This window comes from Sulfitobacter pacificus (assembly GCF_030159975.1).
GTDB lineage: Bacteria > Pseudomonadota > Alphaproteobacteria > Rhodobacterales > Rhodobacteraceae > Sulfitobacter > Sulfitobacter pacificus.
Map to the genome: position 1 here is coordinate 3068116 of NZ_BSNL01000001.1, position 14673 is coordinate 3082788.

The window sequence follows — 14673 nt, forward strand, 5'->3', positions numbered from 1 at the left end:
TATTCTCGAAATTTTATAAGATAATTTGTAGACCACAAAGACAGGGTTATCCAGACAATGAATCCAGACATCGACATCTATCGCTCACTTAAATACCGGCTTATTTCCAACGGGTTCGAGCATGGGGCGAAACTTCGCGCGGAATTACTGCGCAAGGAATTCAACTCTTCCGCAAGCACGGTGCGCGAGGCGTTGTTTCGCCTCTCCACCGTAGGCTTGGTCGACTTCAAGGAGCAACGTGGCTTTCGTGTACCCGAAAGATCACCACAAAAACTGATCGAGCTGACCCATCTGCGCGTATTGCTGGAGGGCGAAGGCACCGTGCTGTCAATCCGCAACGGCGGCGTCGCATGGGAGGCACAACTGACAGCGGCACATCACCAGCTAAGCCATATCGAAAAACGCATTCACGGGCTGGACGATCCGACCGATCTGATCGAAATCTGGTTCAATTCCGAGAAAGGGTTTCACCAAACGCTGATTTCTGCCTGCGGCTCCGAAACCCTGAAGCAAATGCACGCCCGAATTTACGCCCAGTTCCGCCAACAGTTGATGGTCGCTGATCGGAACTTTGGCTTTATCTCGGAGAACATTCAGCATCACGCGGAAATTCTTGACGCCGCCCTTTCCGGTAATGAAGCCCTGACCCGCGAAAAAATTCACAACCATCTGGCACGCCATCTGACCGGGGCGACGCTAGAGGGATAGGTCATCCTCCAAATAAACGCTGATGATCTCGTCAAAGCTGCTTTCGGCAGTAAAGCCCAGCGCAATCGCCCGGTCTGGCGCAAAATCGCGCGGCCAGCCGTTCACCATGCCCATGATTGTCTGATCCGGCACCGGCTTGATCAAATCAACAACCTTCTGGCCTGCCACGCGGCGCAAGGCTTCGATCTGTTCGGCCACGGTACAGCTGAATCCGGGAAGGTTCAGCGCCCGGCGTCCCTGCAACAGGTTGGTATCCAGACCCGCCGCATGGGTCAGAAAACCCGCCGCAGCGCGTGGGCTGGCATGCCAATGGCGCACCGTATCAGCAACAGGCAACACCGCCTCGATCCCATTCAAAGGCTCGCGGATAATACCGGAAAAGAATGAAGACGCCGCCGCATTGGCCTTGCCCGGCCGCACACAAATGGTTGGCAGTCGCAATGACAGCCCGTCGATAAACCCCTTGCGGCTAAAGTCGGTGACCATCAATTCGCAGGCCGCCTTCTGCGCCCCATAGCTGGTTTGCGGGGCTGAGAGAAATTCATCACCAATCTTGTCAGGGTAAGGCCCCCCAAAAACCGCAATCGATGAGGTAAACACCAACCGCGGGCAATATGTCCCGCCGGACGCCTCATGTTCGGCTTTGAGCGCATTCAGCAAATGCCACATCGCCATCATGTTCACATCCCAGCCCAGTGCGAACTCCGCCTCTGCCTGCCCGGACACCACCGCGGCCAGCGCAAAGATCACATCGGGGCGACCCGCCGCCAGCGTTCTGACCATCGCAGGATCTGCCACATCTCCGGTAACGGTTTTCACGGGCACACCAGCGGGCGGAAAGGCCCTATCAAACAGCACAAGGTTGGCACCGGGGAAGATGTCATGCTCAATGATGCGGCCGGCAAGTTTCTGACCAATCATGCCGCCACCACCAAGAATCAGAATATTTGTCATGTCAGATTGTTCCGTTTCTTGAGTTCCAGATAGAGCCCAGCGTGATCCAGATCACCGCCATCCATTTCTTCAATCAAGTGATTAAACCGATCCCGCACCGCCTGGGTCGCCGGCAACTCCAACCCAAGGGCACCAGCCTCTGCCAGGGTGTTATCAAGATCCTTGCGTTGAAGTCTGGACAGGCCGCCCGGTGTAAAATTTCCGTCCGACATGCGCTGTCCATGCTGTTGCAGGATAACACTGTCGGCAAACCCGCCTTTCAACGCCGCCCTCAGGGCAACCGGATCCGCACCACCCTTTTCCGCCAGCAAAGTCGCCTCTGCCACTGCGGCAATCGTCACTGCAACAATTGTCTGGTTGGCCAGCTTGCACAGCTGTCCGGCCCCCGAAGGTCCGACATATACGGGTCGGCCCATCGCCATAAGCACCTCCTTTGCCGCATCAAAGGTCGATTCCTCGCCCCCCACCATGATTGCCAGACTGCCTGCTTCGGCTCCTTTGGTGCCGCCGGACACCGGCGCATCCAGATGGGCCACACCGCGCTTGGCCAACTGTGCCGATTGGGCGCGGGCATGTTCAGGTTTTGCGCTCGACATATCAATCCACAACATACCCTCGGCAAGCGCACGGCCAATATCATCCTCTGCCAGCAAGGCCCCGGTAGCATGCCCGTCGCTCAGCATGCTGATAACCACCTCTGCACCCGTAATCGCCTGTGCGGCAGTGGCCGCCGTCTTGGCACCCTCTGCGACCAGCGGCGCGGCACGTTCCGCACTGCGATTCCAAACCGTCAGATCATGCCCGGCTTTCATCAGATTGCGTGCCATTGGCGCCCCCATCAGACCAGTTCCGATCAGGGTAATTTTGGGGGGATGGCGCATGGAAAAGTCCTTTTCTGCGAGAGTGTCAGGCGGGTTATGGTCAAATTGAAATCTCTGTCATACGCTAACGTCAACGATCAAAAGGGCCAGAGGGCACTGTCGGTCAGGGCGGAAAAAATACCGGAAGGGAGGGCAAAATCCACGCAAATGGATCTGCATTCCGGATCAAGGAGAGGGGTGAATTATTGTGACAGGGCAGAGACTTGAAGGGAAACGCGCGCTTGTAACAGCGGCAGGTCAAGGTATTGGACGCGCCAGTGCTATTGCCATGGCAAAAGAAGGCGCAGAGGTCTTTGCGACCGATGTAAACATGGAATTACTTTCCACGATTCGCGACCAGAATCTCGAAAATATCCGTATTTTCGAACTTGATGTCCGCAGCAATGACAGCGTGAAAAAGGGCATCGCACAGGCCGCGCCAGACATTTTATTCAACTGCGCCGGTTTCGTTCATCACGGCACGGTTCTGGATGCAACAGACGCGGAATTCGACTTTGCCATCGACCTGAATTTACGTGCCATGATGCGCACCATTCGTGCCGCCTTGCCTGGCATGTTGGAACGTGGCAGCGGGTCGATCATCAATATGTCATCAGCCGCAGGATCGATCATCGGCGCGCCCAACCGCTTTATCTACGGCACCACCAAAGCCGCCGTTGTCGGACTGACCAAATCGGTCGCCGTCGATTATGTCAAACAGGGCATCCGCTGTAACTGCATCTGTCCGGGCACCGTTGAATCCCCCAGCTGGCACGACCGCGTGACAGCCCTTGGCAAGGAGCTCGGCAGTTATGAGGCGGCGATGGCGCAATTCGTCGCCCGCCAACCCATGGGGCGCGTTGCCACTGCCGAAGAAATCGCTGCACTTGTGGTTTATCTTGCCGCAGACGAAAGCGCCTTTACCACCGGACACACCCATATCATCGACGGAGGCTGGTCAGGCCAATGACAAAACGCATTTCCAAGGACGATCTACGCTCGCGCAAATGGTTCATGAATCCCGATAACCTTGAGATGACCGCGCTGTATCTGGAGCGCTATCTCAACTACGGGCTGACCCGCGAAGAACTGCAATCGGGTAAACCTATCATCGGTATCGCGCAGACCGGCAGTGACCTGTCGCCCTGCAATCGCCATCATATCGAACTGACCAAACGCGTGCGCGACGGGATCATCGCCGCAGGCGGCACCTGTATTGAAATTCCGGTACATCCCATTCAGGAAACCGGCAAACGGCCTACTGCCTCGTTGGATCGAAATTTAGCCTATTTGTCCTTGGTAGAGACGCTTTTTGGCTATCCTCTGGACGGTGTTGTACTGAACATCGGCTGTGACAAAACCACGCCAGCCCTGTTGATGGCCGCCGCAACCGTGAACATTCCTGCCATTGCATTATCGGTGGGTCCAATGCTGAACGGCTGGTGGAAAGGCGAACGCGCAGGATCGGGCACCGTGATCTGGAAAGCCCGCGAACAGCTTGCCACAGGCGACATCGACACCGATGAATTTATGGAAATCGCCGCCGCATCTGCCCCTTCGGTGGGGTACTGCAACACCATGGGCACCGCCACCACGATGAACTCGCTTGCCGAAGCGCTGGGGATGCAACTGCCGGGTTCTGCTGCCATCCCTGCCCCGTACCGTGAACGCGGGCAGATCAGTTATGAGACCGGCAAACGGATCGTTGATATGGTCTGGGAAGACATGCGACCCACGGATGTGATGACACGCGCCGCGTTTGAAAATGCAATCGTGATCAATTCCGCCATTGGCGGGTCCACCAACGCACCCATCCATCTGAACGCCATTGCGCGGCATCTGGGCGTGCCGCTGGACAATGACGATTGGCAGAAACACGGCCATGACGTACCGCTTCTGGTCAATATGCAGCCTGCGGGCAAATATCTGGGCGAGGATTACCAGCAGGCAGGCGGTGTACCGGCTGTTGTAGGCGAGTTGATCGCTGGCGGCCTGTTGCCCCATCCCGATGCAATAACGGTAAATGGGCAGACCATGGGCGCGAATTGTGAAAACCAACGCTCCAAAAATCAAGAGGTGATCAAACCCACCAATGCTCCGATGAAACAACAGGCGGGGTTCCTGAACCTATCCGGCAACCTGTTTGAAAGCGCGATCATGAAAACTTCGGTTATTTCGCCTGCTTTCCGCAAAACCTATCTGTCAAACCCGGATGATCCAGAGGCATTTGAAGGTCGTGCCGTAGTGTTTGACGGGCCCGAAGATTTTCACCACCGTATCGACGATCCGGCGGAAAACATTGATGAAAACTGCATCCTGTTTATGCGCGGCACCGGCCCCAAGGGGTATCCCGGCGCAGCAGAGGTTGTGAATATGCGCCCCCCCTCCTACCTGATCAAACGGGGCGTCGAGGCCCTCCCCTGTATTGGGGATGGCCGTCAGTCCGGAACCTCTGGCAGCCCCTCGATCCTGAATGCCGCGCCCGAAGCGGCGGACAATAGCGGGCTGGCCCTGTTGAAGACCGGCGATACCGTGCGGATTGATCTGGGCAAAGGCACCGCCGACATGCTGGTTCCGCTGGCGGAATTGAACGAACGAGCGCGGGAACTGATGGCCAATGGCGGCTATGACATCCCCGCCAGCCAAACCCCATGGCAAGCATTGTTCCGCGAGAAAGTCGGGCGTCTTGATCACGGCATGACCCTGCAAGATGCTGATCAATACCAAGACATCGCACGCAAATTCATGCCCCGCGACAACCATTAATCCAAAGAAAGAAAGATTATGAAACTTATTCGTTACGGTGCCGAGGGTGCTGAAAAACCCGGAATGCTGGACAACGCCGGCCTGCTGCGCGACCTTAGCGGTCATATCACGGACATCACCGGCGACACCTTGGATGATGCCACGCTTGATAAGCTGCGCGCGCTTGATCCTACCGAGCTGCCCATTGTCGAAGGCGAACAGCGTATTGCGCCCTGTGTCGGGAACATCGGTAAATTCCTGTGTATCGGACTGAATTATTCCGACCATGCCGCGGAAACCGGAGCGGCAATTCCCGAACATCCCATCCTGTTTTTCAAAGCAAACTCTGCCATTGTCGGTGCCTATGACGACGTGGTGATGCCACGTGGATCGACCAAAACAGATTGGGAAGTCGAACTGGGGGTGGTGATCGGCAAAACGGCAAAATACGTCTCTAAAGCGGAGGCTTTAGAGCATGTTGCCGGTTATTGCATCGTCAACGATGTATCCGAACGCCATTTTCAGGCCAATCTGACAGGGCAGTGGACCAAGGGTAAATCCTGCGACACATTTGGTCCAACCGGTCCTTGGCTGGTCACACGGGATGAAATCGAAGATCCGCAAAACCTTGATATGGCGCTGGATGTAAACGGCAAACGGATGCAGACGGGCAATACCGCGACGATGATCTTTACCGTGGCTGAAATTATCGAACATCTGTCCGGCCTGATGACATTGCACCCTGGTGACGTCATCACCACTGGGACACCTCCCGGCGTCGGTCTGGGTATGAAGCCGGAACCGGTTTTCCTCAAGAAAGGGGATGTCATGGACCTGACCATTCAGGGGTTGGGCCACCAGCGCCAGAAAGTAGATCAAGATGCCTGATCTCTTGCAAATCGGCGGCATCACCGACACGATGCGCAACCGGCTTTCTGCCGCCTTTACCATTCACCAACTCGATGACTTTAACGCGGATAAAATCACCCATGTTGTGACCAATGGGCACGATGGGGTGAACCCTGAATTGCTGGCCTCCCTGCCAAACCTCAAAGTCGTAAGTGGGTATGGCGTGGGCTATGACGCCATTGACGCAGAGGAGGCGGCGCGGCGCGGGATCATCGTGACCCATACGCCAAACGTGCTGAACCAAGAGGTGGCAACCACTGCTGTGATGCTGATGCTGGCCTGCTACCGCGAAATGCTGCGCGATGATGCCTATGTGCGATCAGGGGAATGGGAGGCCAAGGGCGGCGCGCCGCTGACCCGTTCTGCGGACAACCAAACCGTTGGGATTTTGGGGCTGGGGCGCATTGGTCAGGCGATTGCGGACAAGCTTGCCCCTTGGAATGCCAAGATCATCTATCACACCCGCAGCAAAAAGGATGTGCCCTACACCTATTACGACAATCTGACCGACATGGCACGGGATGCAGATGTACTGATTTGCATCACGCCGGGTGGTCCCTCGACAAACAAGATCGTCAGTGCCAAGGTCTTGGCCGCCCTTGGCGCACAGGGCACGCTGATCAACGTCAGTCGCGGATCGGTGGTGGATGAGGCCGCGATGATTACCGCATTGCAAGACGGCACATTGGGCTGGGCTGGGCTGGACGTATTCGAAGGTGAACCCCATGTCCCTCAGGCGCTGCGCGATCTGCCCAATACTGTCCTGCTGCCCCATGTCGGCAGCGCCACGGTTGAAACCCGTGCGGCAATGGGTGCGCTTACCGTGGATAACCTTTTGCAACATCTGAAAGATGGCACCGTGATCACAGCCGTCCCCGAATGTGCGCATCTGTAACGTAACCCCAGCGCAGCAATGATTAAGTTTGCGCTGGTGATACTCCTCTTTCGGGTCCCCCGTGGCATCGGAGTATTGTCATAGCCTTGCTTGCGGCCGCTGTTTCCATCCGTTGAATGCAAAAAAGGCGGTACCAAAGTACCGCCTTTTCCGTTTGGATTGTCGATTCCGATTAGTCGGAAGCAACAGCCGCAGCAACCAGAGCCAACAGGATCAGTGGCAGTACGATACCGCCAGAAGAACCGGATGCTTCTTCAACGATTACTGGTGCTTCGATGATTGGATCTGCCAAAGAACCGGCATATGCAGTCGATGCAGCAGCTGTCAGAGCAGCGGCGAGAACGAGTTTTTTCATAGTTATAACCTCCGATAAAAGGCGTACAGCACAATTGTGCGCACGCGCCCAAGACTTACCTCGTAAGACTTTCTAAACAGCATCAGAAAGCGATTGCAAACCCGGATTCCGCTGCTAAGCCCTACAAGAAACACGATGTCGTCAAATTAGCAACACTTGCGTACCCACCTGAGCCATCTCGTACAGCTCTTCAATGTGTTCGTTATACAAGCCAATACATCCATTAGAGGATTTTCGCCCGATCTTGCGTGTATCATGGGTGCCGTGGATGCGATAATAGGTCCAGCTCAGGTGCAAGGAGCGCGTTCCCAAGGGGTTTTCAGGACCCGGGCCGATGAATGGGGGCCATTCAGGGTTCCGCTTGAGCATGGACGGCGTCGGACGCCAGGATGGTTCCGGATCCTTAAGGATAACCCGTGTGCGGCCCCGCCGCGTCAGATCATCGGTCAGCGGCACGCTTGAGGGGTATAATTTGTAGATGCTTTGGTCCTCAGACCAGTAGTGTACCGCGCGGCTGTCGATATCGACCAGAATTGCGCCGCCCTTGGTATTATCAAAATACGGCTGCCACTCCAATGTTCGGAAGCTGGAGATATTGCGCCGCACAACCTCTGTCAGGTCGCGCTCTGTTTCCGTTGTGGCGGCAGAGTTTACCGTCGAGGTGCTTTGCGCCAAGGCGGGCGTGGCGAGCATTGCGACACCGCCAGCGAGAAAGCTGCGGCGGCTTTTCGGGTTAAATCGGTTGTCAGACATGCGTGTCTCCATCGCTGTAAGGGGGATTCACTGTAATATATGACCCGAAAGACGCAGTATCAAATCAAACAAGCGTCATCCCGCGTGGTAACGCTGATGTGCGTTTGAACTGCAACGCCCTGCAGGGTAAGGCAGGGCTACACAAACGTCGTTGGAGCGGTATTATGTTGCGAATTTTGTCTGTCTTGTTGGCTCTTGCTGTTGCAATCTCGGCCTGTGCCCCTGCCGCACCCCGTATTGGTGCGGATGGCAAACCTCTGCCAAAAGCCTACCGAATCAGCCGTTCTGACACTGGAAAAATTCAGTTTCGCATGCTCGATTCGGTCAATGCCTTGCGTCAGGCCGGCGGTCGTACCACAGTTCAATTGAATCCACAGCTGAACGCAGCGGCTGCAACCCATGCCCGCGACATGTCGGTCCAAAACCGGCCCTGGCACTTTGGATCTGACGGATCTTCCCCCATCGACCGGATCAACCGCGTAGGATATCCGGGCAAACTGGTCGGCGAGACGATTTCAGAAACCTACGAATCAGAGCTTGAAACACTGGCTGCATGGATGGATCAGCCCGATACACGAAGGGTGATCATGTCTGCCGATGCGCGCAACATGGGTTTCGCATGGTATCAGGAATCAGGTGGCAAAATCTGGTGGACACTGGTGATGGGCAACTAAAGCGTTTCGACCAAAACCTGATGCACATAGCATCAAGCAATGCATTGAAATCCCTGATTTCAGGCAGCGGTATGTGATTCAAGGTTTTCGCGAAGTACCATAGGCCCATCCCGCCTATGGGTTAATCTGGATCGGCGTGCCGTCCCCAACCATCGCATAGATTTGTTCCATTTCTTTGTTCGTGACCGAAATACAGCCCCAGGTCCAATCATCCTTGTCTTTGCGGAACGGCACGCGCTGGCCGTGGATAAATATCTCGCCGCCCGGCGATTTCCCCATGGCTTCGGCCCGCTGGCGGTCACGCTCGTTGGGATAGGAAATCCCGATTGACAGATGAAAGCGGCTGTTCGGATTGCGCCGGTCAATCCAATAGATCCCTTCCGGCGTTTTCCCGTCACCTTCAATTTCCTTATGGCCCGTCGGTGCAAAACCCAGCTTGATCGGGTAGGATTCCAGCACCTTGTCATGGTGTAAAAGGTACATGTTACGCGCGCCTTTGTTCACCACCACATAGGTGACTTTCGGCCCGTAATACCGTTTGAATTTACTGTTTCCGCCGCAGGCACCCAGCGCCACCAGCGCAGTACCACCAAGAATAAGATTTCTGCGTTTCATACCCGATTGCCCCTTGTGCCGGATGTTACCGGCCCGTTTCTTATGGCGTTAGCATATACCAAAAAATCATGTCTTCAAAAAGCCGTGAGCTTCAGTTCCGGCGGGCGTTCACCCGAAATGCTGAAACAGGCAGCCAGTTCAACATGCGCAGCCCAGCGGAACTGATCAACAACCTGTACCCAATCAAGGTTATAGCCCGCTTGCACCAACATCTGGGCATCGCGCGCGAAACTGACCGGGTTACACGAGACATACGCCACGCGCGGCACATGCGAGGTGCAAATCTCGGCAACCTGACGTTCCGCACCTGCGCGGGGCGGGTCTAGCACAACCGCATCCAGGTTGCGCATCTCATCCGGCAGGATCGGGCGGCGGTACAGATCGCGCGCCTCTGCCTTAAGCGGCTTCAACCCTTTGGTTTTGCGCCACCCCTGATCAAGTGCATTTGTCATTGCCGCGTCCCCTTCGACCGCAAGCACACGGGCGCTTTGCGACAGGGGCAAGGCGAAGGTGCCGCAGCCGGCAAACAGGTCAGCGACATGTGCCGCATCGCCAACCGCCTCTTTGACGGCCGCCAGCAGCGCGGCCTCGCCGTGTTTTGTGGCCTGCAAAAACGCACCGGGGGGTGGTGCCACATCCGCTTTGCCAAACCGCTGCAAAGGGGGCAACCGCGTTCCGATAATCTCCCCTTCCCAACTCAGCCGCGCCAGTTTGAGCCGGTCACAAAGCTCTGCCAACACCTGTCGTAAAGGGCCATCCAGCGGCTTGCCCTGTGCAACAGCAACATCCAGCCCATTAGAGGTCAGGGTTACCGTCACAGCCAGCGCCGCCTTGCGGCTGGTCCCGACCAATGCCAGTTCTTTTGAGATATCCAACCCGACCATCAGATCAGGATGCACCAGCTGGCAGTCGGGGATTTCAATCACCGTATCAGAGCCACGGCTGTAGAACCCCGCCATTGCACCTTTCTTGGTCCGTTTCGCGGCAAAGGTTGCACGCCTGCGGGATTGTGCTGGTGACGTCTGGATCGGCCGAAATTTGGTTTCTATGTCATGTGCATCCAGTGCAGCCCGTACAACCGATACCTTCCAGTCCGCCACAAAATCATCTGCCGCATGCTGCAACGAACAGCCCCCGCAGGATTTGAAATGCCGGCACGGTGGGGCCACCCGATCAGATGAGGGTGTGACAATACGCACATCTTTCAGGTTTTGACCGTCAAGCGTGCCCGTCACCACCTCACCCGGCAAGGTGATTGGCGCAAAAATCGGCCCTTGGGCGATCCCGTCGCCGTGCTGACCCAGTCTGATGATATTATATTCCGTCATACGCCCGCTCTAGCCTGCAATGCCGCACTTCCCAAGCCTATTCGGCAGCTTTCATATTCAAAAAGCCGCCGGACTGCCGATGCCAGTACCGCGCATAAAGCCCATCTTCGGCCAATAGGGCCGCGTGGGTTCCGCTTTCAACGATCCGCCCAGCATCCATGACGATAATCCGGTCCATCTCTGTCAGCGTCGATAGGCGGTGCGCAATGGCCAGAACGGTCTTGCCCTCCATCACACGCGTCAAGGCGGATTGAATCGATGCCTCGACCTCACTGTCCAGCGCGCTTGTCGCCTCATCCAGAACAAGGATTGGCGCATCCTTGAGGATCGCACGGGCCAATGCGATCCGCTGCCGCTGCCCGCCAGACAGCTTCACGCCCCGTTCACCCAGATGCGCCTCATAGCCTTGCCGGCCTTTGTGATCCTCAAGATCCTGAATAAATCCATCGGCCTCCGCCCGTTTGGCAGCAGCAATCACATCCTCCAAAGTGGCATCAGGACGTCCATACAGGATATTGTCCCGCGCGGATCGATTGAACATCGCGGTTTCCTGCGTGACCATGCCGATATTGCGCCGCAAACTTTCCTGCGTCACGCCGCGAATGTCGATACCATCAATCAAGATATCGCCCGCTTCCCCTTCATAGAGCCGCATCAGCAAGGCAACGAGCGTGGATTTCCCCGCACCAGAGGCCCCGACAATACCAAGTTTCTCTCCCGGTTTGATTGTCAGATTAATATCCTCAATCCCACCTGATTGACGCCCATATGCGAAGCTGAGGTTGCGCATTTCAATCCGGCCGCTTGGCACCTCCAGCGCAGGTGCATCGGGCAAATCATCAACCCTGTTGCGGGGTGTCAGCGTCTTCATCCCATCCTCAATTTCGCCCACGTTTGAATAAACAGCCATCAAGGTAAAGCTGACCCAGCCGGTCATCTGCGCAATGCGAATGGCAACTGCGCCGGAGGCCACAATATCCCCTTCAGTCGCGATGCCACGCTGCCAAAGCAGGATCGTCCCGCCAATCAACAAAACCGGCAAAACACCCGCGAGGCTCATCAAGGCAAAACGGAACCCGGCAGCGAGATAGCCGAATTCCAACGCACGCTGCCGAAAGGCCCGCATCGCGCCCAGCGCCGCGCGATCCTCGTGATCCGCATGGGCAAACAGTTTGACGGTCTTGATGTTGGTGATCGTATCCACGACCTGCCCCGACACCATCGCCTTGGCTCCCGCCCGCGCAGCAGACCGCATGCGCACCCGTGGCAAGAACCAGTTGATCAACGCAAAATACCCGATCAGCCAAAAAGCAAACCCAATTGCCACCCGCCAGTCAATCGCCACCAGCAAGGCCACTGACCCCGCCAGCGATGCCAGCGCAAAGGCGACCACATTGATCATTTCAACCGCAACATCAGTGACCGCACGGGAGGTCTGCATCTGCTTTTGCGCGATGCGGCCCGCGAAATCATCATCAAAAAACCCGACATTCTGGCCCAGAGTCCATCGGTGCAGACGCGACAATACTAGCGGATTCACATTGGGTGCCACCATGATGGCATTCGCGCCCGATGACAGGCCAAACAACACTGGCCGCGCAATCAGGAAAAACGCAACCGCACCCAGAATCAGCCCAATATTGCGCCCGTCAAAGAAGGTTTCGGGCCCGGCGCTGATGCTCGCATCAATGACCCGCCCCAGAATCCATGCAGTCCCCGCCTCCATCACACCTGCCAATGCGGACAGGAAGGCAGCAAGGAACAGCACTGGCCAGGCACCAGCCAAGCTCCACCGGATGAAAGCACCCAAAGTTCGCGGTGGCGGGCCTTCGGCAAGTGAAAAGGGGCTGATCCAATCGGATATCTTCAAACGGCTAGTCATCAGTCACATCATCCAGTTTGAGGAACCCGCCCGACTGGCGGCTCCAGAAATCTGCATATAGCCCGCCTTGCGCCAAAAGCGCGTCATGTTTGCCTTCTTCAACAATCTGCCCACCGTCCAGCACGACAATCCGGTCCATTTCGGCAATTGTCGACAGCCGGTGCGCAATCGCAATCACCGTCTTGCCAGCCATCATACCGTATAGGGTTTCCTGAATGGCGGCCTCGACCTCGCTGTCCAAAGCACTGGTGGCCTCGTCCAGCAACAGGATCGGCGCATTCTTGAGGATCACACGCGCCAAGGTAATGCGCTGGCGTTGCCCACCGGAGAGTTTCACGCCGCGTTCGCCCACCCGCGCATCATAACCACTACGCCCTTCGGGATCTGATAGGTCCAGAATGAACTCATGCGCCTGCGCCTGTTTTGCTGCCGCAATCATTTCCGCCTCTGTGGCATCGGGACGTCCATAAAGAATATTGTCGCGCACCGAACGGTGTAGCAGCGAGCTGTCCTGTTGCACCATGCCAATATTCCTGCGCAGACTGTCCTGGGTCAGCGTCGTGATGTCCTGACCATCAATCAACACCTGCCCACCCTCTGCATCGTAGAACCGCAAAAGCAGCTTCACGAGGGTAGATTTACCGGCACCCGAACGGCCTACCAGACCAATCCGCTCGCCCGGTTTCACCACCAGATCCAGCGATTGCAAACCGCCCTGATCGCGACCGTAATGATGGGTCAGACCGCGCAATTCTATTTGACCCTTGGATAGATCAAGCGGTTTCGCCTCTGCCTTGTCGACCAGTGCAATCGGTTGGGCAATTGTCTCCATCCCCTCGGCCACAACACCAAGTTCACGAAAGAAAGACGACAGCGCCCACATGATCCAACCGGTCATAGAGTTCAGCCGCAAAGTCAGCGCAGCCGCAGCAGCCACAACACCAACGCTCGCCTCGCCCCATGTCCAAAGGGCCAGCGCCCAGCCGACAACACCAACAATCAACAAGCCGTTCAGCAGTACCAGCGTGACATCCATCACCGTAAAAATCCGCATCTCTTTCTGAAAGGTCACCCGCGCGTTTTCGATGGCTTCCTTGGCGAAATCGACTTCAAGGTCATGATGCGCAAACATCTTGACCGAGTGGATGTTCGTATAGGCATCGACCACCCGCCCGGTGACCTGTGAGCGTGCATCCGATGCCGCCTTGGAGGCGGGACCAACACTGCGCACGGTCCAGCGGATCAGCCCGCCATATAGCGCCATCCACCCCAAAAGCGGCAGCATCAACCGCCAATCCGACGCCAGCAACAGGATCGCAGCACCCACCATATAGGCCAGCGCATAGGAAATCGCATCAAAGGTCTGAAACACCACTTCACCCGCAGCGGGAGGTGTTTGCATGATACGGTTGGCGATCCGTCCGGCAAAATCGTTTTCAAACCACCCCACCGATTGACGCAACACCTGTTTATGCGCCCGCCAGCGGATCAATGTGCCGAAATTCGGCAGGATCGCATTGTTCAGCAGCGCAACATCCAACCCCTGCATCAGCGGGCGAATGATCAGCACAAACCCGGCCAGCAGCAGCAGTTCAACCCCATAGGTGCCCCACATCTCTGCCGGATCCGTGCCCAGTAGATCAACGATGCGACCCATGTAATAGATCAGCCCGATCTCGATCGCGGCCACAACGATCGACATGATGCCGGTCAGGATAAAGACACCTTTGAACGGCGCACAATAATCCCGCAAAAACGGCCATAGCTTGCGCGGCGGAGAGTCTTTTTCTGTATAGGATGTATAGGGGTCGACGAGATTTTCAAAGAAGCGGAACATGGGCAAGAGCCTTGGAAACAAAGTGCAAAATGATCGGTCAGCGCCTCTGCGCAACCCGTTAGGAGCGTTGGTTAAGACAGCCTTAGCTGAACCAAATCCCGACAATCATTTTGCAATCCTCCATATTCTGACACCTGCTTACCCGTGATGTTAGGTTT

14 protein-coding genes and 1 pseudogene are annotated in these 14673 nt (G+C 56.3%); 6 read left to right on the plus strand and 9 right to left on the minus strand.

Features of this window, described 5'->3' with window-relative positions; translation table 11 throughout:
• Nucleotides 1–57 precede the first annotated feature (57 nt).
• Nucleotides 58–708 (plus strand): GntR family transcriptional regulator, encoded by a 651-nt coding sequence (locus QQL78_RS15425; protein WP_284374703.1) that lies wholly within the window; start codon nt 58–60, stop codon nt 706–708.
• Here QQL78_RS15425 and denD read toward each other — a convergent pair.
• The 3 genes and pseudogenes from denD to QQL78_RS15440 all read right to left on the minus strand — a co-directional run.
• Nucleotides 697–1662: a D-erythronate dehydrogenase gene (gene denD / locus QQL78_RS15430; RefSeq protein ID WP_284374704.1), complete on the minus strand. Its 966-nt coding sequence runs from the start codon at nt 1660–1662 to the stop codon at nt 697–699. The genes QQL78_RS15425 and denD overlap by 12 nt on opposite strands.
• Nucleotides 1659–2084 carry an NAD(P)-dependent oxidoreductase gene (locus QQL78_RS15435; protein WP_348540764.1) on the minus strand — a complete coding sequence of 142 codons (426 nt, stop codon included), beginning with the start codon at nt 2082–2084 and terminating at the stop codon, nt 1659–1661. The genes denD and QQL78_RS15435 overlap by 4 nt, the downstream gene beginning before the upstream one ends.
• Nucleotides 2070–2552: pseudogene (locus tag QQL78_RS15440) on the minus strand (NAD(P)-dependent oxidoreductase); the annotation flags it as partial. The gene QQL78_RS15435 and the pseudogene QQL78_RS15440, both read right to left, overlap by 15 nt.
• A 178-nt stretch (nt 2553–2730) precedes the next feature.
• Between QQL78_RS15440 and QQL78_RS15445 the strand changes: the two are divergent.
• Genes QQL78_RS15445 through QQL78_RS15460 form a run of 4 tightly spaced genes read left to right on the plus strand, consistent with a single transcriptional unit; the run spans nt 2731 to nt 7071 of the window.
• On the plus strand, nt 2731–3492 hold the full coding sequence (locus QQL78_RS15445) for an SDR family oxidoreductase (protein WP_284374705.1): 762 nt from the start codon (nt 2731–2733) through the stop codon (nt 3490–3492).
• Complete coding sequence (locus QQL78_RS15450) at nt 3489–5288, plus strand: IlvD/Edd family dehydratase (RefSeq protein WP_284374706.1); 1800 nt, start codon at nt 3489–3491, stop codon at nt 5286–5288. Before QQL78_RS15445 ends, QQL78_RS15450 begins: the two co-directional genes overlap by 4 nt.
• Nucleotides 5289–5306: 18 nt before the next feature.
• Entirely contained in the window at nt 5307–6155 is an 849-nt protein-coding gene (locus tag QQL78_RS15455; RefSeq protein WP_284374707.1) for a fumarylacetoacetate hydrolase family protein, read from the plus strand.
• Nucleotides 6148–7071, plus strand: coding sequence for a 2-hydroxyacid dehydrogenase (locus QQL78_RS15460; RefSeq protein WP_284374708.1), 924 nt, complete (start codon nt 6148–6150; stop codon nt 7069–7071). The genes QQL78_RS15455 and QQL78_RS15460 overlap by 8 nt, the downstream gene beginning before the upstream one ends.
• Nucleotides 7072–7243: 172 nt before the next feature.
• On the opposite strand, the gene QQL78_RS15465 is transcribed toward QQL78_RS15460, so the two are convergent.
• Together QQL78_RS15465 and QQL78_RS15470 are read right to left on the minus strand one after the other, a co-directional pair.
• A complete protein-coding gene (locus QQL78_RS15465) occupies nt 7244–7426 on the minus strand; it encodes a hypothetical protein (protein ID WP_025042959.1) in 183 nt (60 codons plus the stop codon).
• 141 nt (nt 7427–7567) lie between these two features.
• On the minus strand, nt 7568–8179 hold the full coding sequence (locus QQL78_RS15470) for a L,D-transpeptidase family protein (RefSeq protein ID WP_284374709.1): 612 nt from the start codon (nt 8177–8179) through the stop codon (nt 7568–7570).
• A gap of 164 nt (nt 8180–8343) precedes the next feature.
• Between QQL78_RS15470 and dalA the strand changes: the two genes are divergently transcribed.
• Nucleotides 8344–8853: a divisome-associated lipoprotein DalA gene (gene dalA / locus QQL78_RS15475; RefSeq protein WP_284374710.1), complete on the plus strand. Its 510-nt coding sequence runs from the start codon at nt 8344–8346 to the stop codon at nt 8851–8853.
• 114 nt (nt 8854–8967) lie between these two features.
• On the opposite strand, the gene QQL78_RS15480 is transcribed toward dalA, so the two are convergent.
• The 4 genes from QQL78_RS15480 to QQL78_RS15495 all read right to left on the minus strand — a co-directional run bounded on the left by QQL78_RS15480 (nt 8968) and on the right by QQL78_RS15495 (nt 14515).
• Nucleotides 8968–9468 (minus strand): L,D-transpeptidase family protein, encoded by a 501-nt coding sequence (locus tag QQL78_RS15480; protein WP_284374711.1) that lies wholly within the window; start codon nt 9466–9468, stop codon nt 8968–8970.
• Nucleotides 9469–9542: 74 nt separating this feature from the next.
• On the minus strand, nt 9543–10796 hold the full coding sequence (locus QQL78_RS15485; RefSeq protein WP_284374712.1) for a class I SAM-dependent RNA methyltransferase: 1254 nt from the start codon (nt 10794–10796) through the stop codon (nt 9543–9545).
• Nucleotides 10797–10833: 37 nt separating this feature from the next.
• Entirely contained in the window at nt 10834–12678 is a 1845-nt protein-coding gene (locus tag QQL78_RS15490; protein ID WP_284374713.1) for an ABC transporter ATP-binding protein, read from the minus strand.
• Nucleotides 12671–14515, minus strand: a complete 1845-nt coding sequence (locus QQL78_RS15495; protein WP_284374714.1) for an ABC transporter ATP-binding protein — start codon at nt 14513–14515, stop codon at nt 12671–12673. The genes QQL78_RS15490 and QQL78_RS15495 overlap by 8 nt, the downstream gene beginning before the upstream one ends.
• Between the last annotated feature and the right edge of the window lie 158 nt (nt 14516–14673).

Coding starts and splice junctions, on each gene's coding strand:
- QQL78_RS15495 (WP_284374714.1), bottom strand. CDS start 14,515: ATGTTCCGCTTCTTTGAAAATCTCGTCGACCCCTATACATCCTATACA.
- QQL78_RS15460 (WP_284374708.1), top strand. CDS start 6,148: ATGCCTGATCTCTTGCAAATCGGCGGCATCACCGACACGATGCGCAAC.
- QQL78_RS15470 (WP_284374709.1), bottom strand. CDS start 8,179: ATGTCTGACAACCGATTTAACCCGAAAAGCCGCCGCAGCTTTCTCGCT.
- QQL78_RS15490 (WP_284374713.1), bottom strand. CDS start 12,678: ATGACTAGCCGTTTGAAGATATCCGATTGGATCAGCCCCTTTTCACTT.
- QQL78_RS15480 (WP_284374711.1), bottom strand. CDS start 9,468: ATGAAACGCAGAAATCTTATTCTTGGTGGTACTGCGCTGGTGGCGCTG.
- QQL78_RS15455 (WP_284374707.1), top strand. CDS start 5,307: ATGAAACTTATTCGTTACGGTGCCGAGGGTGCTGAAAAACCCGGAATG.
- QQL78_RS15425 (WP_284374703.1), top strand. CDS start 58: ATGAATCCAGACATCGACATCTATCGCTCACTTAAATACCGGCTTATT.
- QQL78_RS15450 (WP_284374706.1), top strand. CDS start 3,489: ATGACAAAACGCATTTCCAAGGACGATCTACGCTCGCGCAAATGGTTC.
- QQL78_RS15485 (WP_284374712.1), bottom strand. CDS start 10,796: ATGACGGAATATAATATCATCAGACTGGGTCAGCACGGCGACGGGATC.
- denD (WP_284374704.1), bottom strand. CDS start 1,662: ATGACAAATATTCTGATTCTTGGTGGTGGCGGCATGATTGGTCAGAAA.
- QQL78_RS15435 (WP_348540764.1), bottom strand. CDS start 2,084: ATGGCGATGGGCCGACCCGTATATGTCGGACCTTCGGGGGCCGGACAG.
- dalA (WP_284374710.1), top strand. CDS start 8,344: ATGTTGCGAATTTTGTCTGTCTTGTTGGCTCTTGCTGTTGCAATCTCG.
- QQL78_RS15465 (WP_025042959.1), bottom strand. CDS start 7,426: ATGAAAAAACTCGTTCTCGCCGCTGCTCTGACAGCTGCTGCATCGACT.